Annotated in this window: 21 protein-coding genes and 1 pseudogene; 5 read left to right on the plus strand and 17 right to left on the minus strand. The window is 70.6% G+C overall.

Annotated elements, in window-relative coordinates:
• Positions 1-244: 244 nt before the first annotated feature.
• From ligA to ACH5AC_RS27315, 5 genes are read right to left on the minus strand one after another with little or no spacing between them, the layout of a single operon-like run.
• Positions 245-2,437: an NAD-dependent DNA ligase LigA gene (gene ligA / locus ACH5AC_RS27295; RefSeq protein WP_398864803.1), complete on the minus strand. Its 2,193-nt coding sequence runs from the start codon at positions 2,435-2,437 to the stop codon at positions 245-247.
• Positions 2,438-2,452: 15 nt separating this feature from the next.
• A complete protein-coding gene (locus ACH5AC_RS27300) occupies positions 2,453-3,460 on the minus strand; it encodes a methionine synthase (RefSeq protein WP_398864804.1) in 1,008 nt (335 codons plus the stop codon).
• Positions 3,461-3,504: 44 nt separating this feature from the next.
• Positions 3,505-4,203, minus strand: a complete 699-nt coding sequence (locus ACH5AC_RS27305) for an SDR family oxidoreductase (RefSeq protein ID WP_398864805.1) — start codon at positions 4,201-4,203, stop codon at positions 3,505-3,507.
• A gap of 7 nt (positions 4,204-4,210) precedes the next feature.
• The gene (locus ACH5AC_RS27310) at positions 4,211-4,750 is read right to left on the minus strand and encodes a TIGR00730 family Rossman fold protein (protein ID WP_398864806.1); all 540 of its coding nucleotides are present in this window, start codon (positions 4,748-4,750) and stop codon (positions 4,211-4,213) included.
• Positions 4,747-5,550: a class I SAM-dependent methyltransferase gene (locus ACH5AC_RS27315; protein ID WP_398864807.1), complete on the minus strand. Its 804-nt coding sequence runs from the start codon at positions 5,548-5,550 to the stop codon at positions 4,747-4,749. Before ACH5AC_RS27315 ends, ACH5AC_RS27310 begins: the two co-directional genes overlap by 4 nt.
• 78 nt (positions 5,551-5,628) lie before the next feature.
• Between ACH5AC_RS27315 and ACH5AC_RS27320 the strand changes: the two genes are divergently transcribed.
• Entirely contained in the window at positions 5,629-5,988 is a 360-nt protein-coding gene (locus tag ACH5AC_RS27320; protein WP_398864808.1) for a DUF427 domain-containing protein, read from the plus strand.
• Between the two features lie 38 nt (positions 5,989-6,026).
• A complete protein-coding gene (locus ACH5AC_RS27325; protein ID WP_398864809.1) occupies positions 6,027-6,809 on the plus strand; it encodes an alpha/beta fold hydrolase in 783 nt (260 codons plus the stop codon).
• On the opposite strand, the gene ACH5AC_RS27330 is transcribed toward ACH5AC_RS27325, so the two are convergent.
• From ACH5AC_RS27330 to mnmA, 3 genes are all read right to left on the minus strand, one after another.
• Positions 6,799-8,064 (minus strand): globin domain-containing protein, encoded by a 1,266-nt coding sequence (locus tag ACH5AC_RS27330; protein ID WP_398864810.1) that lies wholly within the window; start codon positions 8,062-8,064, stop codon positions 6,799-6,801. The genes ACH5AC_RS27325 and ACH5AC_RS27330 overlap by 11 nt on opposite strands.
• A complete protein-coding gene (locus tag ACH5AC_RS27335) occupies positions 8,061-8,288 on the minus strand; it encodes a hypothetical protein (protein ID WP_398864811.1) in 228 nt (75 codons plus the stop codon). Before ACH5AC_RS27335 ends, ACH5AC_RS27330 begins: the two co-directional genes overlap by 4 nt.
• Before the next feature lie 199 nt (positions 8,289-8,487).
• Positions 8,488-9,621, minus strand: coding sequence for a tRNA 2-thiouridine(34) synthase MnmA (gene mnmA, locus ACH5AC_RS27340; protein WP_398864812.1), 1,134 nt, complete (start codon positions 9,619-9,621; stop codon positions 8,488-8,490).
• 82 nt (positions 9,622-9,703) lie between these two features.
• On the opposite strand from mnmA, the gene ACH5AC_RS27345 reads away from it, so the two are divergent.
• A complete protein-coding gene (locus ACH5AC_RS27345; protein WP_398864813.1) occupies positions 9,704-10,381 on the plus strand; it encodes an N-acetylmuramoyl-L-alanine amidase in 678 nt (225 codons plus the stop codon).
• 19 nt (positions 10,382-10,400) lie between these two features.
• On the opposite strand, the gene ACH5AC_RS27350 is transcribed toward ACH5AC_RS27345, so the two are convergent.
• The 3 genes from ACH5AC_RS27350 to ACH5AC_RS27360 all read right to left on the minus strand — a co-directional run bounded on the left by ACH5AC_RS27350 (position 10,401) and on the right by ACH5AC_RS27360 (position 12,220).
• The gene (locus ACH5AC_RS27350; RefSeq protein ID WP_398864814.1) at positions 10,401-11,570 is read right to left on the minus strand and encodes a cysteine desulfurase family protein; all 1,170 of its coding nucleotides are present in this window, start codon (positions 11,568-11,570) and stop codon (positions 10,401-10,403) included.
• Between the two features lie 204 nt (positions 11,571-11,774).
• Complete coding sequence (locus ACH5AC_RS27355) at positions 11,775-12,041, minus strand: DUF4190 domain-containing protein (RefSeq protein ID WP_398864815.1); 267 nt, start codon at positions 12,039-12,041, stop codon at positions 11,775-11,777.
• A 14-nt stretch (positions 12,042-12,055) separates the two neighbouring features.
• A complete protein-coding gene (locus ACH5AC_RS27360) occupies positions 12,056-12,220 on the minus strand; it encodes a hypothetical protein (protein WP_398864816.1) in 165 nt (54 codons plus the stop codon).
• Between the two features lie 100 nt (positions 12,221-12,320).
• Here ACH5AC_RS27360 and ACH5AC_RS27365 point away from each other — a divergent pair, with 100 nt between their 5' ends.
• Positions 12,321-12,965 carry a TetR family transcriptional regulator gene (locus ACH5AC_RS27365; RefSeq protein ID WP_398864817.1) on the plus strand — a complete coding sequence of 215 codons (645 nt, stop codon included), beginning with the start codon at positions 12,321-12,323 and terminating at the stop codon, positions 12,963-12,965.
• Positions 12,966-12,997: 32 nt separating this feature from the next.
• On the opposite strand, the gene ACH5AC_RS27370 is transcribed toward ACH5AC_RS27365, so the two are convergent.
• Complete coding sequence (locus ACH5AC_RS27370) at positions 12,998-13,855, minus strand: thioesterase family protein (RefSeq protein WP_398864818.1); 858 nt, start codon at positions 13,853-13,855, stop codon at positions 12,998-13,000.
• A 139-nt stretch (positions 13,856-13,994) separates the two neighbouring features.
• On the opposite strand from ACH5AC_RS27370, the pseudogene ACH5AC_RS27375 reads away from it, so the two are divergent.
• Positions 13,995-15,228 (plus strand): annotated as a pseudogene (locus tag ACH5AC_RS27375) (alpha/beta hydrolase).
• Here ACH5AC_RS27375 and ACH5AC_RS27380 read toward each other — a convergent pair.
• From ACH5AC_RS27380 to ACH5AC_RS27400, 5 genes are all read right to left on the minus strand, one after another.
• Complete coding sequence (locus ACH5AC_RS27380; RefSeq protein ID WP_398864819.1) at positions 15,137-15,793, minus strand: trimeric intracellular cation channel family protein; 657 nt, start codon at positions 15,791-15,793, stop codon at positions 15,137-15,139. The pseudogene ACH5AC_RS27375 and the gene ACH5AC_RS27380 overlap by 92 nt on opposite strands.
• 63 nt (positions 15,794-15,856) lie before the next feature.
• Positions 15,857-17,104 (minus strand): dipeptide ABC transporter ATP-binding protein, encoded by a 1,248-nt coding sequence (locus ACH5AC_RS27385; protein WP_398864845.1) that lies wholly within the window; start codon positions 17,102-17,104, stop codon positions 15,857-15,859.
• A 14-nt stretch (positions 17,105-17,118) separates the two neighbouring features.
• The gene (locus ACH5AC_RS27390; RefSeq protein ID WP_398864820.1) at positions 17,119-18,213 is read right to left on the minus strand and encodes an ABC transporter ATP-binding protein; all 1,095 of its coding nucleotides are present in this window, start codon (positions 18,211-18,213) and stop codon (positions 17,119-17,121) included.
• Positions 18,210-19,208 carry an ABC transporter permease gene (locus tag ACH5AC_RS27395; protein ID WP_398864821.1) on the minus strand — a complete coding sequence of 333 codons (999 nt, stop codon included), beginning with the start codon at positions 19,206-19,208 and terminating at the stop codon, positions 18,210-18,212. The genes ACH5AC_RS27390 and ACH5AC_RS27395 overlap by 4 nt, the downstream gene beginning before the upstream one ends.
• Positions 19,209-19,319: 111 nt before the next feature.
• Positions 19,320-21,119: an ABC transporter substrate-binding protein gene (locus tag ACH5AC_RS27400; RefSeq protein WP_398864822.1), complete on the minus strand. Its 1,800-nt coding sequence runs from the start codon at positions 21,117-21,119 to the stop codon at positions 19,320-19,322.
• Positions 21,120-21,183: the final 64 nt, after the last annotated feature.

The raw sequence follows: 21,183 nt of genomic DNA on the forward strand, positions 1-21,183 counted from the left end.
CCCACGCCCCGCGGCCCGATGCCCGACAGCCATCAACGGCGCCGCGTTGGAAAACCCTTGCCCCGGTCCTCATGAGCCCACCAAGAACTACGGGGATGCCCCGACCGCGACTGGGCACGGCAGGCGCACATCTCAACAGTAGGCCGCAGAAGGCTTCCACGGGCAGCGGTCGTCGACGGTTGCCCGAATGCATCCCAGCCACCCGTATGCATCTGATATGCGCCGTTCGGGTGGCCTTCAACCGCTATTCCTCGACCGGCAGGGCGACTTCGGCGGCCGCCTCCGGCCCCTGCTCCAAGAGGACGTGGAAACCGTCCTCGTTCAGAACCGGAACCTTCACCTGCATCGCCTTGTCGTACTTCGAACCGGGGTTGTCGCCCACAACGACGAAAGAGGTCTTCTTCGAAACCGATCCGGTCACCTTCGCCCCTCTGGTCTGCAGGGCCTCCTTGGCGCCGTCCCGGGTGAAGTGTTCCAGGGTGCCGGTGACGACGACGGTGAGTCCTTCGAGGGGGCGCGGGCCCTCGTCCTCGGCGGATCCCTCCTCCTCCATCCGGACTCCGGCCGCCTTCCACTTGCGCAGGATCTCCTGGTGCCAGTCCTCGGCGAACCACTCCTTGAGGGAGGCAGCGATGATCGGGCCGACGCCCTCGGTGGCGGCCAGCTCCTCCTCGCTCGCCTGCTCGATCCGGTCGATGGAGCGGAACTCGCGGGCCAGCGCCTCGGCGGCGACCGGTCCCACATGACGGATCGACAGACCGGTCAGGACGCGGGCGAGCGGACGCTCCTTGGCCGCCGCGATGTTCTCCAGCATGGCGAGCGCGTTCTTCTTCGGCTCGCCCTGCTGGTTGGCGAAGACCGTGGCGATCTTCTCCTCGCCGGTCTTCGGGTCCCGCTTGGGCAGCCCGCTGTCCTGGTCGAGGACATACGCCCTGATGGGCAGCAGCTGCTCGACGGTGAGGTCGAACAGGTCCCCCTCGTCCGTCAGCGGCGGGGTCTTCGGCTCCAACGGAGCGGTGAGGGCGGCCGCGGCCACATAGCCGAAGTGCTCGATGTCCAGCGCCTTGCGGCCGGCCAGGTAGAACAGGCGCTCACGCAACTGGGCGGGGCAGCTTCGGGCGTTGGGGCAGCGCAGGTCGACGTCGCCCTCCTTCATCGGCCTGAGCGCCGTACCGCACTCGGGGCACTCGGACGGCATCACGAACTCCCGCTCGGTGCCGTCGCGCAGGTCGACGACCGGGCCGAGGATCTCCGGGATGACGTCACCGGCCTTGCGCAGCACCACGGTGTCGCCGATGAGGACGCCCTTGGCCTTGACCACGTCCTGGTTGTGCAGGGTCGCGAACTCGACCTCCGAGCCGGCCACCGTCACCGGCTCGACCTGGGCGTACGGCGTCACCCGGCCCGTACGCCCCACGCCCACGCGGATGTTGACGAGCTTGGTGTTGACCTCCTCCGGCGCGTACTTGTACGCGATCGCCCAGCGCGGGGCGCGTGAGGTGGAGCCGAGGCGGCCCTGCAGCGGGATCTCGTCGAGCTTGACGACGACACCGTCGATCTCGTGCTCCACGGAGTGGCGGTTCTCGCCGTAGTACGCGATGAACTGCCGTACCCCGTCGAGGTCGCCGACCACCTTGTGGTGCGTGGAGATGGGCAGGCCCCAGGTCTTCAGCAGGTCGTACGCCTCGGAGAGGCGGGTGAGGCCCTCGTAGCCCTCCAGGGCGCCGATGCCGTGGACCACCATGTGCAGCGGGCGGGTGGCGGTGACCCGCGGGTCCTTCTGGCGCAGCGAACCGGCCGCCGCGTTGCGCGGGTTGGCGAAGGGCTTGTCGCCGGCCTCCACCAGGCGGGCGTTGAGCTCCTCGAACTTCTCCATCGGGAAGTAGACCTCGCCGCGGATCTCGACGAGGGCCGGGACGCCGTCGCCGCGCAGCCGGTCCGGGATCTCCGCGATGGTGCGCACATTGGGCGTGATGTCCTCGCCGGTGCGGCCGTCGCCGCGGGTCGCCGCGCGGGTGAGCCGGCCGTGCTCATAGGTGAGGTTGACGGCGAGGCCGTCGACCTTCAGCTCGCACAGGAAGTGGTACACGGACGACCCGACGTCCTTGTGGACGCGCTCGCCCCAGGCGGCCAGCTCCAGGTCGTCGAACGCGTTGTCCAGCGAGAGCATCCGCCGGCGGTGCTGGACGGCCGTGAACTCCGTCTCGTACGCGCCCGCGACCTTCTGCGTCGGCGAGTCCGGGGTGCGCAGCTCGTGGTACTCCTCCTCCAGCGCCTCCAAGGACCGCAGCAGGCGGTCGAACTCGGCGTCGCTGATGACGGGAGCGTCCTTCACGTAGTACCGGAAGCGGTGCTCCTCGATCTGCTCAGCGAGCTTCGCGTGCTGCTCCCGTGCCTCGGCGGGCACCGTCGTCTCCGCTTGCTTGTCGCCGGCCACCGTGTTGTCCTCCCGTTACTCTGGGTTGTCCGCGAGGGATCTCGCCGCCCGGACGCAGTGGGCGAGGGCCTTGCGCGCGTACGCCGGGGAGGCCCCCGCGAGTCCGCACGCCGGCGTCACCGTGACCGCCTCCGCGAGCAGCCCTGGTTGCAGCCCCAGCCTGCGCCACAGCGTCCTGACACCCATGACGCTACCGGCAGGGTCTGACAATGGGCCGTCCACGCCCGGCACGACACCGGTGAACAGCCGGGTACCCGCTTCGACGGCCTCTCCGATCGCGTCGTCGTCACGTTCCGTGAGGAGCGAGAAGTCGAAGGAGATCGCGGTCGCGCCGGCGCGGCGCAGGAGGGCGAAGGGGACGTCCGGGGCGCAGGTGTGCACGACGACGAGGCCATCACCGCCGTCTCCGTCATGGACGCCGATGACGTCCCGCAGGGTCTGCTCGACGATCTGCCGGTCCACGGCGCGGTGGGTGCGGTAGCCGCTGGCGGTCTTCACCTGGCCGCGCAGTACGGCGGTCAGCGAGGGTTCGTCGAGCTGGAGGGCGAGGCGGGCGCCGGGGATGCGGCGCCGGACCTCGGCCAGGTGCTGGCGCAGGCCCTCGGAGAGGGAAGCGGCCAGGTCGCGGCAGGCGCCGGGGTCGGAGAGGGCGGCCTCTCCATTCTTCAGCTCCAGCGCGGCGGCCAGGGTCCAGGGGCCGACCGCCTGCACCTTCAGCGGGCCCTCGTATCCCTGGGTGAACTCCTCCAGCGCGTCGAGGTCCTCGCCCAGCCAGGACCTCGCGCGCCTGGTGTCCCGGCCCGGGCGGTCGCCGATCCGCCAGCCGCTGGGCTCCACGCGCGCGTACAGCTCGACCAGCAGGCCGGCGGTACGGCCGATCATGTCGGCGCCGGGGCCCCGGTTCGGCAGTTCGGCGAGGTACGGGAAGTCCTCGAAGGTCCCGGTGACGGTCTTGGCGGCCTCGCGGGCGTCTGCGCCGGGCATGGATCCGATACCGGTGGCTGCACCACAGTTGTTGCTCACCCCGGCAGCCTACGTAACCCCCGGCCGGTCGAGAGGCGGACCCTTCACCGGCCCGGCCGCACCGTCAGGTCGTTGACCTCCGCGTCCCTCGGCAGGTCCAGCGCCATGAGGATCGTCGTCGCGACCGACTCGGGGTCGATCCACCGCGACGCGTCGTACTCCTTGCCCTCCTGCTGGTGGACCTTGGCCTGCATGGGGCTGGCCGTACGCCCGGGATAGACGGACGTGACCCGGACCCCGTTCCCGTGCTCCTCGTGCCGCAGGGAGTCCGCCAGCGCCTTCAGCCCGTGCTTGGAGGCCGCGTACGCGGACCAGTCGGCGTGGGCGTTCAGCCCCGCGCCCGAGTTCACGAACAGCACATGTCCCCGGCTCGCCCGCAGCTGCGGCAGGAAGTGGCGGGTCAGTTCGGCGGGCGCGACGAGGTTGACGTTCAGCTGGTGGCGCCAGGACTTCGGGGTCAGCTCGCCCACCGGGCCCAGGTCGACCACACCGGCGATGTGGAGCAGGGAGTCCACCCGGTCGGGCAGCGTCTGGTGGGAGAAGGCCCAGGACAGCCGGTCCGGGTCGGCCAGGTCGCCGACCAGGGTCCGCGCGCCGGGGAACTCGGCCGCCAGCTCCTTCGCCCGCCCCGCGTCGCGCGCGTGCAGCACGAGCTCGTCCCCGCGCGCGTGCAGCCGGCGGGCGACGGCCGCACCGATGCCGGAGCCCGCTCCGGTGATCACATGAGTAGCCATGCCCGCCATGCTCGCACTACCGGACGCCCACACTCTCCTCCAGGTAGGCCAGCGCCCCCACCGGCTCCTCCGCGAAGAAGACCAGCTCGGACAGCGGCCGGGGCAGGAAGCCCTCGTCCTCCATGCGGCGGAACTGCGTCTTCAGCCCGTCGTAGAAGCCGGCCGTGTTCAACAGCACCACCGGCTTCTCCGTGTGGCCGTGCTTCTTCAGCTCCAGGATCTCCGTCGCCTCGTCGAGCGTCCCCGTCCCTCCGACCATGATCACGACCGCGTCGGCCTTCTCCAGGAGCAGCTTCTTTCGCTCGGCGAGGTCGGCCGCGATCACCATCTCGTCCACGCCCGGCCGGGCCTTCGCCGCCAGGAACTCCACGGACACCCCCACCAGCCGCCCGCCCGCCTCCTCCACACCGTCCGCGACGACCTTCATCAGCCCCACGTCCGAGCCGCCCCAGACCAGGGTGTGCCCGCCCTTGCCGATGAGCGTCGCGAAGTCGCGCGCGGGGCGCGTGTAGCGGTCGTCGAGGTCGGCGGCGGAGAGGAAGACACAGATGTTCATGACCCCACCGTAGGGGCCCGGTCCGACATCGCGGTCACCCGGATCTTCGACTGCCGGTGCGGAAGCTCCTCCCAGTCGTCCATGAAGCGGGCGGACAGACCGTGCCGGGCGGCGAGTTCCACCAGGGTCCGGGTCCGGTAGTAGAAGTCCTCGTGCAGCACCTGGTGTTCCGTGCCCTCGGTGCGGTCGAACGTGAAGTCGAAGAATCCGCCGGGGGCGAGGATGCGGCCCACATGGGCGAAGCACTCCTCGATGACGTGCAGCGGCGAGTGCGAGAAGACACTGTGCGCGTGGACGACGTCGAAGTACCCGTCGGGCAGGAAGGCGAAGGTGAGGTCGTCGGCGAGCGCGAGGTGGGGCAGTTTGGCCTGCAGACCCTCGCGTACGAGGGTGTCCTGGGCGGCGAGCAGGATGTGCGGGGAGATGTCGATGCCGTAGTAGTGGCCGGCGTCGAGGTGGTCGATGAACAGCCGTCCGGCGCGCAGGTTGCCGCAGCCGATGTCCAGCATCCGGTGGTGCGGTTGGAGCCCGTGCCGCAGCAGGTAGTCGTACTGCATCCGCCCGATCCGCTCCCACGCCTCGGCCGACGGGTTGTGGCCGACGGCGGCCCGGGGGTCGCGGGCGGTGTCCGAGGCCATGACCGCGCGGTAGTAGGCGATGTGGTCGCGGTACCGCAGGCGCAGCCAGGTGTCACGGACCGTGCGACGGACGTGGGCCGGCACGCGGCCCGGGTGGCGCAGGGCGTAGCGGGCCTGGTGGAGGAGGCTTCGACGGTTTCTGGACAGGTCTGTGGATCCCATGAGGGCCTCCGTGGGGAAGAACTCGGCGACAGCTTGCGCTGTAGCTACAACGGACGGCTATCCCCGGGAGGCACGGTCGTGACCGAAGGTCACCGCATCACCATCGAACAGGGCACACAGCGGGTCCGTGTCATCCACGGCGACCAGGTGCTGGCGGAGAGCGACCGACCGCTCGTACTGCGGGAGACGGGCTGTCCGGTGCGCTACTACATCCCGGCCGACGACGTCCGCATGGACCTCCTCACACCGTCCGGGACACACACGTACTGCCCGTTCAAGGGCACGGCCTCCTACTGGTCGCTGCCGGACGCGCCCGATCTGGTGTGGGCGTACCCCGAGCCGAAGCCGGAGGTGGCCGCCATCGAGGGCCACCTGTGCTTCTACGAGACGTACGTTGACGGGGCAGAGGGCGCAGTGGAGGGCACGGACGTGTCGTAGCGCGATGAGCCGCGCGCCCTGAGGCAGTCTGCACGGGCATGGACGACAAGACTCTTTCCCGCGACGGCACCTCGATCGCCTACGCCCGCTCCGGCCGGGGTCCCGCGGTGATCCTGGTGAGCGGCGCGATGTCGACGGGCGGCACGCTCGCCCCGCTGGCCGCCCGGCTGGCGGACGGTTTCGAGACCGTGGTGTACGACCGCCGGGGCCGTGGCGGGAGCGGCGACACCCCGCCGTACGACGTGCGCCGCGAGGTGGAGGACCTCGCGGCGCTCGTCGAGGTGGTCGGCGGCGAGGCGGCGCTGTTCGGTGTGTCCTCGGGCGGCGCGCTGGTGCTCCAGGCGCTGGCCGAGGGGCTGCCGGTGCGTCGTGCGGCCGTCTACGAGACGCCGTACGCCGACTTCTCCCCCGCCGGCGCCGAGGAACGCGCCGCGTACACCCGGAACCTGACCGAGGCGCTCGCCGAGGGCCGGCGCGGGGACGCGGTGGAGCTGTTCCTCCGGCTGACCGGCATGGCGGAGGAGGTGATCCGGGGCGCCCGGCAGTCGCCGATGTGGCCGGGCATGGAGTCCGTCGCCCCGAGCCTGGCCTACGACGACAGGGTCATGGGCGACTCGCTGGTGCCCCGGGAGCGGCTGGCGTCGGTCACCGTGCCGGTGCTGGCGCTGGCCGGTGGGGCGAGCCCGGACTGGATGCGCGAGGCCACGCGCGCGGTGGCGGAGGCGCTTCCGGAGGGGACGTACCGGGTCTTGGAGGGCCAGACCCACATGGTGGACCCGGACGTGGTGGCGCCGGTGCTGAGGGAGTTCTTCACGGTGTGAGCCCGAGCGGCACGGCGGTCCTGCCGGTCGCGGTCGCCGGGTCGTGGCGGATGCGCTCGGCGGGCAGCCCGAGACCGGTCAGGCGCCATACGGCGGCGGCGACCATGCCGGGCGGGCCACTGACGTAGGCGGTGCGGTCCGTGAGGTCGCCGTGCCGGGTCATCTCCTCGACGACCGACCCGTGCTCGGACGCGCCGGGGCCGTCGCCGATCACCGGGACCACCCGAAGCCAGGGGCAGCGCTTCTCCAGCCGCGACAGGACAGGGACGTCGTAGAGGTCCTCGGCGGTGCGGGCGCCGAGGAAGAGGTGGGCGGTGCGGCCCGGCCGGCGGCGGGCGGCGAGGTCCTCGATCAGCGCCCGGGCGGTGGCCCAGCCGGTGCCGCCGGCCACGATCAGGACGTCCCGTGCGAGGTCGTCGTCGAGCGTCACCGTGCCCCGGGCGGGTCCCAGGCGCAGGGTGTCGCCGACGCCGGTCCGGGTCACCAGGGCGTCGCTCACCCCGTCGGGGCCGGTGCGCCGGACGTGGAACTCCAGCTCGCCGTCGGGTCCCGGCAGGCCAGCCGGGGTGTAGGGGCGCCAGGTGTGCGGCAGCAGCGGGGTCTGCAGGGTGGCGTACTGGCCGGGCCGGTACGGGTACGGCTGGGAGGGACGGACGCGGAGCACCGCGAGGTCCGGACGGCGTCGCTGATGCTCCGTCACCGTGCCGCCCCAGTACGACGGTTCCGCGAGTGCGCCCTTGGCGCCGTCCACCATGGCCGCCGCGACGAACCGCAGCATGCGCACCCATGCCGCCTCGACGTCCGCGCCCAGTCGGCCGTCCGCGCTGCGGCGCAGGGCCTCGACCAGGGCCTCCTCGAACACGTCGTAGTGCACCGGCAGCACGCCGAGCTTGCGGTGGTCGCGGCCGAGGCGGGCGCAGTAGGCGGCCAGGTCGTCGGGGCGGTGCAGGTTCTCGATCAGGTACCAGAACGCCCGCTCCAGATGGGCCCGCTGGAACTCCATCGAGTCGGGGAACAGCTGCCGCAGATAGGGGTGCCGTTCGAACATGGCCTCGTAGAGGTGGCCGATGAGTTCGTCGAAGGGGGTGACCTGGGCGAGGTTCCGGGTGATCAGCTCCTGGTCGGCTGCCCCCTCGTACGTGCCCCGGGGCGCGGGGGCCGATGCGCGTCCCGCGCGCGTGGCGGGCGTGAGGAGCTGGTCGCGCAGGCGCATGGCCTCGCGGCGGGCGAGCAGGGCGTGGTAGTCGTCGGTCACCGGCAGACCTGCTTCACGCAGCCGCCGCACGGCCCTGCCGACGGCGAGGCGCACGTACTCCTGGCTGTCCTGGTCCTGCGGATGTAGTACCAGGCCATGTTGGACGTCAGCCCGGCCAGCAGCACCCAGACGATCCCTGCCCAGGCGCCCTGGCTGAAGGAGACCACGGCGGCGGCCGTGGCGAGGAGGCAGGTGGACAGGGCCAGGGCGGCTGGGCGGGGCATGGGCTGCTTTCTTTTAGTTCAGTGACGCGGGGATGCTTCGCATCACATCACCGGGCAGGGCCGGCCGGGTACGGCCGGCCGGCCCTGTTTCAGGGCCCTTCGGCCCTGCCGCCTTATCGCCATGGGTGTGGTTTTGCTGCGAGTGCAAGCCGTATGTGGCTGGTCGCGCAGTTCCCCGCGCCCCTGACGGCGCTGCCCCTCAGGTCAGTGAAGGGGTCGCCGCGCGTGTGGTCGACGCGATGGTGGCGGAGCCGACCACTCGGGTGCCGTCGTAGAGGACGATCGCCTGGCCGGGGGCCACGCCTCGGACCGGGGCCGTGAAGGTCACGCGCAGCTCGGACTCGACCAGCTCGGCTGTCACCTCGGTCTCGCCGCCGTGGGCGCGGAGCTGGGCGGTGTAGGTGCCGGGGCCGGTGGGGGCGGCGCCGCACCAGCGCGGCTTGATCGCGGTGAGGGCGCAGACGTCCAGGGCGGCGGCCGGGCCGACCGTCACCGTGTTGTCCACCGGGGAGATGTCGAGGACGTAGCGCGGCTTGCCGTCGGCGGCCGGGGTGCCGATGCGCAGGCCCTTGCGCTGGCCGATGGTGAAGCCGTAGGCGCCCTCGTGGGTGCCCAGCTTGGTGCCGGACTCGTCGACGATGTCGCCCTCGGCCTTGCCCAGCCTCTTCGCCAGGAATCCCTGGGTGTCGCCGTCGGCGATGAAGCAGATGTCGTGCGAGTCGGGCTTCTTGGCCACGGCCAGTCCCCTGCGCTTGGCCTCCGCGCGGATCTCGTCCTTCGTCGTGACCGTGTCGCCGAGCGGGAACAGCGCGTGGGCGAGCTGCCGGTCGTCCAGGACGCCGAGGACGTACGACTGGTCCTTGGCCATGTCGGAGGCGCGGTGCAGCTCGCGGGTGCCGTCCTCGCGGACGATCACCTTGGCGTAGTGGCCGGTGCAGACCGCGTCGAAGCCGAGGGCCAGGGCCTTGTCCAGCAGGGCCGCGAACTTGATCTTCTCGTTGCAGCGCAGGCAGGGGTTGGGGGTGCGGCCCGCCTCGTACTCGGCGACGAAGTCCTCGACGACGTCCTCGCGGAAGCGGTCGGCGAGGTCCCAGACGTAGAACGGGATGCCGATGACGTCGGCGGCGCGGCGCGCGTCGCGGGAGTCCTCGATGGTGCAGCAGCCCCGCGCGCCCGTACGGAAGGACTGCGGGTTGGCGGAGAGCGCGAGGTGGACGCCGGTGACGTCGTGCCCGGCTTCGGCGGCGCGGGCGGCGGCGACGGCGGAGTCGACACCGCCGGACATGGCGGCGAGTACGCGAAGGGGGCGGGGGCGCTGCGAGGTCTCAGTCATAACCCTTCCAGGGTACGGGGCGCCGGGAACCGTGGGCCGCGCGTTCGCGTTGACGATCAGGAGGGGCGAGGAAGGGCAGGGCATGGGGGCGACCAGGACGACGAAGAGGGCTGAGCGGGACGCGGACCGGAGGGTCGGGCGGCGGGCCCTGCTGATCGGCGGCGCGGCGGCGGCCGTCGGGACGGCGGTGCTGGCCCGCGAGCAACTGGCGCGGCTGTGGTGGCGGACACCGGGGGTGCGCAAGCCTCGGGTGGAGGGCGCGGTGGACTACCGGGGCGCGCGCTGGGTGGCGGCCTCCTCGGCGAACTTCCGGTGGGCGGACCGGCCGGACGACTACACGATCGACATGGTCGTCATCCATGTCACCCAGGGCAGCTTCGCGAGCGCGGTGAAGGTGTTCCAGGACCCCGAGCACCAGGCGGCGGCGCACTACATCGTCGGTCAGGACGGCCGCGTCGCCCAGATGATCCGTGAGCTGGACGTGGCGTACCACGCGGGCAACCGCTCGTACAACGAGCGCAGCATCGGCATCGAGCACGAGGGCTTCGTGGAGAAGGAGTCGTCCTTCACGGACGCGATGTACACCTCCTCCGCGCGTCTGACGGCGGGCATCTGCCGGCGGTACGGCATACCCGTGGACCGCGAGCACATAGTCGGCCATGTGGAGGTGCCGGGGACGGACCACACGGACCCGGGCGAGCACTGGGACTGGGACCGCTATCTGCGGCTGGTCCGGGAGGCGCACGCCGCCGCCGCGTGACCGGGTCGGGTCGTCCGGGTCAGGTCAGCCCGGCCGCGCGGGCGCGTTCCACGGCCGGTCCGATGGCCTTGGCGACCGCCTCGACGTCGGCCTGGCTGGAGGTGTGGCCCAGGGAGAAGCGGAGGGTGCCGCGGGCCAGGTCCGGGTCGGTGCCGGTGGCCAGCAGGACGTGGCTGGGCTGGGCGACGCCGGCGGTGCAGGCGGAGCCGGTGGAGCACTCGATGCCCTGGGCGTCCAGCAGCAGGAGCAGGGAGTCGCCCTCGCAGCCGGGGAAGGTGAAGTGGGCGTTGGCCGGAAGGCGGCCCTCCGGCGCCGGGTCGCCGCCGAGGATCGCGTCGGGCACGGCCGTACGGACCGCGGTGACCAACTGGTCGCGCAGGGCGCCGATCTCGCGGGCGAACCACTCGCGGTGCTCCGCCGCGTGGCGGCCGGCGACAGCGAAGGAGGCGATGGCGGGGACGTCGAGGGTGCCGGAGCGGACGTGGCGTTCCTGGCCGCCGCCGTGCAGGACGGGGACGGGGGTGTACTCGCGGCCGAGGAGCAGGGCGCCGATGCCGTACGGGCCGCCGATCTTGTGGCCGGAGACCGTCATGGCGGCGAGGCCGGAGGCGCCGAAGTCGACCGGGACCTGACCGAACGCCTGGACCGCGTCGGCGTGCAGCGGGACGCCGAACTCGGCCGCGGCTTTTGCCAGTTCGCGGACCGGCATGATCGTGCCGATCTCGTTGTTGGCCCACATCACCGTGGCCAGGGCGACGTCGTCGGGGTTGCGGGCGATGGCCTCGCGCAGGGCGTCCGGGTGGACCCGGCCGTGGGAGTCGACCGGGAGGTATTCGACGGTGGCGCCCTCGTGTTCGGCGAGCCAGTGGACGGCGTCCAGGACGGCGTGGTGCTCGACGGGGCTGGCGAGGACGCGGGTGCGGGCCGGGTCGGTGTCGCGGCGCGACCAGAACAGGCCCTTGACGGCGAGGTTGTCGGCCTCGGTGCCGCCGGAGGTGTAGACGACCTCGCTGGGGCGGGCGCCGAGTGCTTCCGCGAGGAGTTCGCGGGACTCCTCGACCGTGCGGCGGGCCTGGCGGCCGGATGCGTGCAGGGAGGACGCGTTGCCGGTGATGCTCAGCTGGGCGGTCAGGGCCTCTGCCGCCTCCGGGAGCATCGGGGTGGTCGCGGCGTGGTCGAGGTATGCCATGGTGAGGCCGATTCTACGGGGCCGTTGTTCGGGACCTCAGGTGAGAGTCGGCCGGAGCTGCAGCGGGGGTTGGCTGCACGGTGCCCGGCGCTGGGGGCTGTGCCCGCCCTCCCCCACTCTCGGCTCCGCTCGAGCGGGGGGACCCCCATCGCCCTGCGGAACGACTGCCCACAGCCAGCCGGCAGCCGCTATGGCGGCCACGGTCTACAGGCTCCACGAGATCGTCGAGTCCGCGTGGATGAAGGCGGCCAGGACTGCCAGGTCCAGGATGCCGAGGGTGAGGCCGAGGTAGGCGCGGCCCTTGCGGTGGGTGCCGCGGAGGAGGGCGATGGTGGCGAGGACGATGGCGGTGGGGCCCAGGAAGATGTTGAGGACCAGGAAGCCCACCAGGCCGAGGATGAAGGACGCGACGGCCATGCCGTCGGTGTCGTGGATGCCGGTGCGGCTCGTGGCCGGTGCGGTGAGGTGCATGGCGGTCAGCTCCTTCAGCGGCTTTCGGCGCTGCGGCGGCCGTGGCGCTCGCGGAGGGCGAAGATGCCCAGCCAGGCGGCGATCACGGTGGCGGCGACGAGGGTGAAGCCGAGCGGCGCGTGGGCCACGGTGCCCAGGACGACGCCGAGCAGCAGGAGTGCGGCGACGAGGAACAGCATGGGTCGGAATCCCCCTCCGAGAGAACAGTTGTTCACTGACTTCGAGTCTAGCGCGCACAACGGCTTTCCATTTCGGGAGAACAGTTGTTAACTGGATGACATGAGTCACACTCTCGGCATCCGGCAGGCGCAGAAGCAGAAGACCCGACAGGCGCTGCTGGACGCCGCGTTGGGCCTGCTGGAGGAGCAGAGCCTGAGCAGCCTGGGTCTGCGTGAGGTCACCCGCGCCGTGGGGGTCGCCCCGACCGCCTTCTACCGGCACTTCCGCTCCACCGCGGACCTCGGTGTGGCCCTGGTGGAGGAGGCCCTGGGCAGTCTGCACCCGATGATCCGGGACACCGTGACCGCGGCGGACAGCAGCGACGAACGCATCAGGCGCGCCGTGGAGCTGATCGCCCGCCATGTGGCCGCGCACCCCGCTCACGTCCGTTTCGTCGCCCGGGAGCGGCATGGCGGGGTGCAGCCGGTGCGGGAGGCGATCCGTGAGCAACTGGGCCGGTTCGCCACCGAGGTGAAGGCCGAACTGGCCAAGGACCCCACGGCGGAGGGCTGGAGCGACGACGACCTGCTGATGCTCTCCCACCTCTACGTGGACCAGATGATCATCACCGCGTCCCTGTTCCTCGAAGCGCAGGAGGCACAGGAGGCGCAGGAGGGCCGGGACGGCGACCTGGAGGACGTCACCCGGCTCGCCACCCGGCAGTTGCGGCTCATCACGATCGGCCGTGAGCACTGGCTCGACTGAGGAGGGCGCCACAGCCCCGCCTCAGCCCCGCCTCAGCCCCGCCGCACCCGCGCCAACTGCCGTGACTGTGCGACGAGCCGGTCCGCGCTGTCCCAGACCTCCGCGTCCTCCTCCAGGAAGCCGCCCGCGAGGTTGCGGGTGGTGATCGCCACCCGGACCGGGCCGGGGGCGGGCCTGGCGCGGACGTGCACGGTGAGTTCGACCGTCGGGACCCAGCCGGAGATGCCGAGGTCGAAGGCGGTCGGCGGCAGGGCGTCCACCGCGAGGAGGAGGGAGAAGGGGTCCGGGTCGCGGCCGTCGGCCAGGCCGAACCAGGCGCGCATCTCGCCCTTGCCGGAGGGCTGTCCGAGTGCCCAGCCGATCGTCGCCGGGTCCAGCTTGAGCATCAGCCGGTCGGCGATCGACTGCTGCTCCTTGGCCGGGGTCGGCCCGTCCTCGGGGCCGAAGCAGTGGCTCAGCGGCGGGAACGCCGGCGGCTTCGCCGTCGTACGGACGTCGTCGGGGAGGGTGTCCAGGTCGCCGTAGGAGGCCAGGACGCGGATGCGTTCGACCTCGCGGCCGTCCTCGTCGTACTGGAGGAGCGACGCCTGGCCGGTGGAGAGGGTGCGGCCGGTGCGGACGGTCTCGGTGCGGATCAGCGCCGGGCCGGGGCGGGAGGCGCTGAGGTAGTGCGCGGAGACGGTGAAGGGGTCGGCGTGCGGCAGGGTGTCGGCGAGGGCGCGACCCAGGACGGCGAGCAGATAGCCGCCGTTGACGGCGCCGAAGATGGTCCAGCCGACCGGGAGGTCGATGTCGTAGACGCCGGGTGCGCGCGGCGTGGGCGTGGTGTCGCGGTCGAACTCGCTGTCGCCGAGGGTGGCGGGGCGTGCGGTGGCTGCTGCTTCGGGCATGAGGGAAACCGTACAACATCAAATTACTAAGCGGTAGCTTTCTGCCTCGCGGCCATGCACCCGTCGATGTTGGCAATTTCTCGGTAAGTGTCCGTACTCGTCCGTAAACCACGAGCCCGTCCCCGCCCTCTGTACAGGCATGAGCCTCACCGGGACTCCGTTCCTCTACACCCTGATCGCACTGTCCGTCGCCGCCGTCGCGCTGCCGCTGGCGCTGTGGTCGCGGCTGCGCGGGCCCAAGGTCCTGCGGGCCGCGGCCCGTGTGCTGATGCTGGTGTTCGCCCAGGGCACGGCTGTCGCCCTCGTCTTCGTGCTGGTCAACAACGCCAACAACCTCTACGACGACTGGGACGACCTCCTCGGCACGGGCAGCCATGTGCAGCAGGCCGCCGACCTCGGCCCGGACCGGCACCGGCGGGGTCGAGCTGAGCCGGCTGCCGAAGGTGCGGCAGGAGTTCACGGACGCCGAGGGGCCCGGCATGGGCGCGGCCGGCGGGGTACGGGTCACCGAGCTCAAGGGCCAGGTCTCCGGTGTCCGGGCAGAGGTCTACGTCTGGCTGCCGCCGCAGTACGACGACCCCGCGTACCGCACCCACAGGTTCCCGGTGGTGGAGCTGCTGCCCGGCTGGCCCGGCTCGGCGAAGGCGTGGTTCGGCTCGCTCCAGGTCCACGAACAGCTGCTGCCGCTGATGCGCTCGGGCAAGGTCGCCCCGTTCATCCTGGTCGCACCGCGCACCGCGCTGCTGCCCGGCGTGGACACCGGCTGCGCCAACATCACCGGCACGGTCAACGCCGACACCTGGCTGAGCGTGGACGTGCCGAAGATGGTCATGGACAACTTCCGGACCCAGCCCGCGCCCAAGGGCTGGGCGGTCGCCGGGTACTCCGCCGGGGCGCACTGCGCGGCCAAGCTGACGGTGGCCCACCCCGACCGCTTCCGCGCGGCGGTCAGCCTGTCCGGCTACAACGACCCCAGCGCCCAGCACCACTCGCTCGCCGCGCAGACCCGCGCGCTGCGCGACCAGAACAACCCGTACGTACTGCTGCGCAAGGCCGCCACCCCGCCGCCCGTCGCGCTGTACCTCTCCGGCCAGCCCCGCGACGGCTACGAGGACGCGCAGGCCCTGGCCCGGGAGGCGAAGGCCCCGACGTCCGTGCACGTCGTGTACATCCCGAAGAGCGCCGGCGGCCACACCCTCAAGCTGTGGCGGCCGCAGGTGGTGCCGGCCTTCGAGTGGATCACCGCGCAGCTCGGGCAGGGCCGTACAGCGGAGAACGGCGCTACTCCTCCCGGACCGTCGAGCGGCGGTTCCAGGCGCGAGGCGCTCGCCAGTGGTACCGCAGTGCGAGGAGACGCAGTACGAAGGCCGTGACCGCGGCGAGGGCGCTGGCCAGCGGGGTGAGGACGTCGTAGCGCAGGCACAGGGCCACGATCGTGGCGCCGACCATCGCCGGTACGGCGTACAGGTCGCGGTCCCAGCGCAGCAGCGACGGCACCTCGTTGGCCAGGACGTCGCGCAGCACCCCGCCGCCGACGGCGGTGGCCAGACCGAGGGCCGCGGAGGCGGTCAGGCCCAGGCCGTGGTCGTACGCCTTCGTCGTGCCGGTCACGCAGAACAGGCCGAGGCCGGCCGCGTCGAAGACGTTCACGCCGGTCTGGATGCGCTCCACCTGCGGATGGAGGAAGACGACGAGGAGCGCGGCGAGCAGCGGGGTGAGGAAGTAGCCGAGGTCCGTGAAGGCGGCCGGGGGTACGGCGCCGATGACCAGGTCGCGGAAGAGCCCGCCGCCGAGCGCGGTGACCTCGGCGAGGACGGCGATGCCGAAGACGTCGAAGTTCTTGCGGACGGCCAGCAGCGCCCCCGAGATGGCGAACACGAAGATGCCCATCAGGTCGAGGGTGTGCTGGACGGAGGGACTGAAGAGCTGCTGGATCACCCTCACATTCTCACCCAGGACTGAGCCCCCGCCTTACATTTCAAGGCGGGGGCTCGATATTGCTTACTTCTCCTTGGCGGGGGGTTCCTCCGCGGGAGAATCTCCGGCGGGAGGCTCCTGCGCGGGCGACTCGTCCGCGGAGGGCTCGTCCTGCGAGGCGGCTTCCGTCTCCGTCTCCGCCGCCACCGCCGTCGACGTCTTCGCCGACTCCGCCAGCACCTCGTCGGCCACCAGCTCCGCCGCCTCCTTGGCCGCGGTCAGCAGGACGGTGTCCTGGGGCTGCTGGTCCTCGAAGTTCTCCGGGTGATGGCAGGCCACCTGCTGCCCGGGGCGCAGCTCGATCAGCGGCGGCTCGGTGGTCCTGCAGACCTCCGTCGCCTTCCAGCACCGGGTGTGGAAGCGGCAGCCGCTCGGCGGGGAGATCGGCGAGGGCACGTCGCCCTTGAGCAGGATCCGCTCGCTCTTGGCGTTCTTGCGCTTCGGGTCCGGGATCGGCACCGCCGACATCAGCGCCTTGGTGTACGGGTGCATCGGCGTCCTGTAGAGCAGATCGCGATCGGCCAGCTCCACGATCTTGCCGAGATACATCACCGCGATCCGGTCCGAGACGTGCCGGACGACCGACAGGTCGTGCGCGATGATCACGTACGTCAGGCCGAGCTCGTCCTGGAGGTCGTCCAGCAGGTTCACCACCTGCGCCTGGATCGACACGTCCAGCGCGGACACCGGCTCGTCGGCCACGACCAGCTTCGGGTTCAGGGCGAGGGCGCGCGCGATACCGATGCGCTGGCGCTGGCCGCCGGAGAACTCGTGCGGGTAGCGGTTGTAGTGCTCGGGGTTGAGCCCGACCACCGACAGCAGCCGCTGCACCTCCTTCTTGATGCCGCCCTCGGGCGTGACGCCCTGGAGCTTGAAGGGGGCGCCGATGATGGTGCCGATGGTGTGGCGCGGGTTCAGCGACGAGTACGGGTCCTGGAAGATCATCTGCACATCGCGGCGCAGCGGACGCATGCCCGCCACCCCGAGGTGCGTGATGTCCTTGCCCTCGAACTCGACCGTGCCGCCGGTCGGCTCAAGGAGGCGGGTGATCAGCCGGCCCATCGTGGACTTGCCGCAGCCCGACTCGCCGACGACGCCCAGGGTCTCACCGGCCCGGACCTCGAAGTCGATGCCGTCGACCGCGTGGACCGCGCCGACCTGACGCTGCAGCAGGCCCTTCTTGATCGGGAAGTGCTTCTGCAGGCCGGTGACCTTCAGCAGCACCTCGCCGTCGGGGCGGCCGGTGCCTTCGCTCTGCGCGGGAATCGTCACCGCTTTCTCGTCACTCACAGCTTCGGCGCAATCTCTTCGGTCCAGATACGCTCCCGCTGCTCCTTGCTCAGGTGGCAGGCGGCCCAGTGCCGGCTGCCGACCTCGGCCAGCTCGGGCCGGACCGTGCGGGTGACGTCGTCCTTCGGGAGGTCCGCGTACGGGCAGCGCGGGTTGAAGGCGCAGCCGGACGGGACGTTGATCAGGGAGGGCGGGGAGCCCTTGACCGGGATGAGCCGCTCCTGCTGCTCGCGGTCCAGGCGCGGCATCGAGCCGAGCAGACCCCAGGTGTAGGGGTGGCGGGGCTCGTAGAACACCTTCTCGGCCGGGCCGCGTTCGACGCAGCGGCCGCCGTACATCACCAGCAGGTCGTCGGCCAGTTCGGCGACGACGCCCAGGTCGTGGGTGATGATGATGACCGCGGAGCCGAACTCCGTCTGCAGGTCGCGGATCAGGTCGAGGATCTGTGCCTGGACGGTCACGTCCAGGGCGGTCGTCGGCTCGTCCGCGATGAGCAGTTCGGGGTTGTTGACCAGCGACATCGCGATCATGGCGCGCTGGCGCATACCGCCGGAGAACTCGTGCGGGTAGCTGTCCACCCGCTTGTCCGGCTGCGGGATGCCCACCCGGTCGAGCATCTCGATCGCCCGGCGGCGGGCGGTCTTCTTGTCGACGTCGTGGTGGATCCGGTACGCCTCCACGATCTGCTGGCCGATCGTGTAGTACGGGTGCAGCGCCGACAGCGGATCCTGGAAGATCATCGCCATCTCGCGGCCGCGCAGCTTGCGCACGTAGTCAGGATCGGCGGACAGCAGTTCGGTGCCGTTCAGCCAGATCTCGCCGGAGATCCGCGCCTTGCGCTTGCCGTACTGGCCGGCGGTGTGCAGGCCCATGATGCCGAGCGAGGTCACCGACTTGCCGGAGCCGGACTCGCCGACGATGCCGAGGGTCTTGCCCTTCTCCAGCTGGAAGCTGAGGCCGTCGACGGACTTGACCAGGCCGTCGTCGGTCGGGAAGTGCACCTTCAGGTCGCGCACTTCGAGGAAGGCGCTGGGGGCGCCCGCGGGAGTGGGTTCGCCCACGGCCGTCCCGCTCTTGCTCAGTTCGGTCATGCGAGCCTCACTCGGGGGTCGATCACGGCGTAAAGGATGTCCACCACGAGGTTGGCGAAGAGCACCGCGAGGGAGGTGATCAGGGTGACGCCCACGATGATGGGCAGGTCCTGGGTCCTGATCGCGAGCAGCACCTCCCGGCCGAGGCCGGGCAGGTTGAACGTGGACTCGGTGAGGATCGCGCCGCCGATGAGGGCGCCGAGGTCCATGCCGAGCATGGTGAGGATCGGCGTCATCGTGGAGCGCATGGCGTGCTTGCCGATGACGGTCTGCTCGCGCAGGCCCTTGGCGCGCGCGGTGCGGATGTAGTCCTCGCCGAGGATCTCCAGCATGGTGGCCCGGGTGATCCGGGCGTACATCGCGGCGTAGAGGAAGGCGAGGGTGATCCAGGGCAGGATCATGGCGCCGAACCAGCTGCCGAAGTTCTCGGTCACGGGGACGTACTTCCCGTTGACCCAGCCGAGACCGAAGATGAAGATCGCCGAGGCGAGCATGCCGGTGAAGTAGATGGGGAGCGAGACGCCCCCGAGCGCGACGACCATCGCGCCGCGGTCCCACAGGGTGCCCCGCTTGAGCGCGGAGAGCACACCCGCCGAGACACCGAAGACCAACCACAGCACGGCGGCACCGAGCGCCAGTCCCAGGGTCACCGGGAAGCGGTCGGTCAGTACCGGCCAGATGGCCTGCTCGGTACGGAAGGAGTAGCCGAAGCACGGCGCGGAGCAGTGGATGGTGTCACCGCCGCCCGAGTAGGTGCGGCCCGCGAAGACGCCCTTGAAGAACTCCCAGACCTGGACGTAGATCGGCTCGCCCAGTCCGAGCTTCTGCCGCACCCCTTCGACGGCGGCGGGGTCGGCCTGCTTGCCCACGAAGCTCAAGGCAATGTCGACGCCCGCCCACTTGGGGATGAGGAAGAAGATGCTGAAGACCACCGTGATGATGACCACCAGCATCACTGCGGCGGCGAACAACCGCCTGATGAGGTATGCGAGCACAGCTCTCGGCCCGCCGCGGACCGCGGGCCACCGGAGATTGTCCGATGGCCCGCGGTCACGCTGCGCCGGCCTTCACCTGCCTTTCGTGCCGTACGGCGGGTGTGCCGGTTGTCAGGAGGCGGACTTGAGACCGAGGTTGACGAAGTCGTACATCCCGCTGTAGCCGTCGGAGGTGTACACGTTCGCCAGACGGTCCGAGCGCCAGTTCACGAACTTCTCGAAGATGAAGGGCAGGTAGTAGGCGCCCTCCATGACCTTGTGGTTGATCTCGGTGGCGATCTTCGCCTTGCCGGCGTCGTCCAGCGTGGTGACGTACTGGTCGAACAGGCCGTCGATCGTCTTGTCCTTGATCAGGGCGTAGTTGTTGTTACCGCTGTCGAGGATGTACTTGCTGTTCCACAGCGGCAGACCGTAGCCCTGGACGGACGGGAAGTCGGGGCCCCAGCCCATGATGATGATGCCGTAGCCCTTCTTGGCCACGTTGGAGGGGCTGCCGATGATGCCGGAGGTCTGCGAGCCGTCGTACTGGTCGATCTCGGCGTCGATGCCGACCTTCTTCAGGGACGCCTGCAGCGACTGGGCGGTGGCCACCTCGACCGGCTTGTTGTTGCGGACCGCGATGGTGGTCTTGAAGCCGTTCGGCTGACCGCACGCCTTCAGGGCTTCCTTGGCCTTCTCGATGTTGCCGCTCTTGTTGGCGCCGGCGATCTCGTACGGGTCGTACTTCTGGCCCTCGGAGCCCGGGACGGACGGCGGCAGCATGTTGGTGCCGATGTCACCACCGGCGACGGGGCCGCCGCGCGCGGTCTGCAGGGAGACGTGGTCGGCGCCGTAGATCACGGCCTTGCGGCACTCGATGTTGTCGAACGGCTTGACGCTCTGCGGGAAGACCGCGTAGCGGATGTAGCCGGAGACCGGGTTGTCCAGGTTGCCCTTGTGCTCCTTCAGGGCGGTGGTGCGGCCCTGCGGGGACATGCCGGTCTGGTTGATGTCCAGGTCCAGGTCACCGTTGAGCAGGCGCTGGTCCAGCTCGTTGGCGTTGGAGAAGATCTCGACGGTGATCTTGTCCGGGTACGCCTTGCGGATCGGGTCCGAGTCCTGCTTCCAGTTGTCGTTGCGGACCAGGGTCAGACCCTTGCCCGGGCTGTACGACTCGAACTTGTACGGGCCGGAGGAGAACGGGCGCAGGGTGTACTTGGCCTTGGTGTCCTTGTCCTGGCGGACCGGGGACGCCGAGGTCAGGCCCAGCATCTCCTCGAAGTCGGAGTTGGCCTGCGGCAGCTTGAAGACGATGGTCTTGTCGTCCGGCGTCTCGATGGACTTCAGACCGAGCTTGTCCGGGGAGGTGTCCTTGTACGGACCCGGGTACTCACCCTTGGGGTCGAGCACCTCCTTCAGGTACGTCGGACCACCGGACAGCACGTCCTGCGCCCACACGCGCTCTATGCCGTACTTGATGTCCTTGGAAGTGATCGGCTTGCCGTCCTCCCAGGTGACACCGTCACGCAGGGTGTACGTGTAGGTCTTGCCGTCATCGGTGATCTTCGCGAGATCGGTGGCGAGGTCCGGCGACAGCGTGGCGCCCTCCTTGCCCGGCGCCGGCGTGTTCGTGACGAGCTGACGGCTGTAGTAGCGGGAGAAGTTCCACATGAAGCCGTAGTAGCCACGCGTGGTGTCCCAGAAGTCGGCGTCCTGGGCGGCACCGAACTTCAGCGTGCCGCCCTTCTTGGCCAGGTCGGCCTGGGCGACCTTGTTGTTGGCGGCGTCGAAACCGGCGGCACCGGTCTTCGAACCGCCGTCACCGCTGTCGTCGCCACCGCCGCCGCACGCCGCCGTGGTCAGCAGCGCGGCGACCGCGGCGGCAGCGGCCAGGGCCTGCTTACGCCGCCCTGAGGTGCGTTGGGTAGTCACGATCTCGGATCCTCCGGTTTTGATGAGAGACCCCGTGCCAAGTGCCACGGGACGAAAGGTGATA

This window comes from Streptomyces sp. NPDC018693, from assembly GCF_044391385.1.
GTDB lineage: Bacteria > Actinomycetota > Actinomycetes > Streptomycetales > Streptomycetaceae > Streptomyces.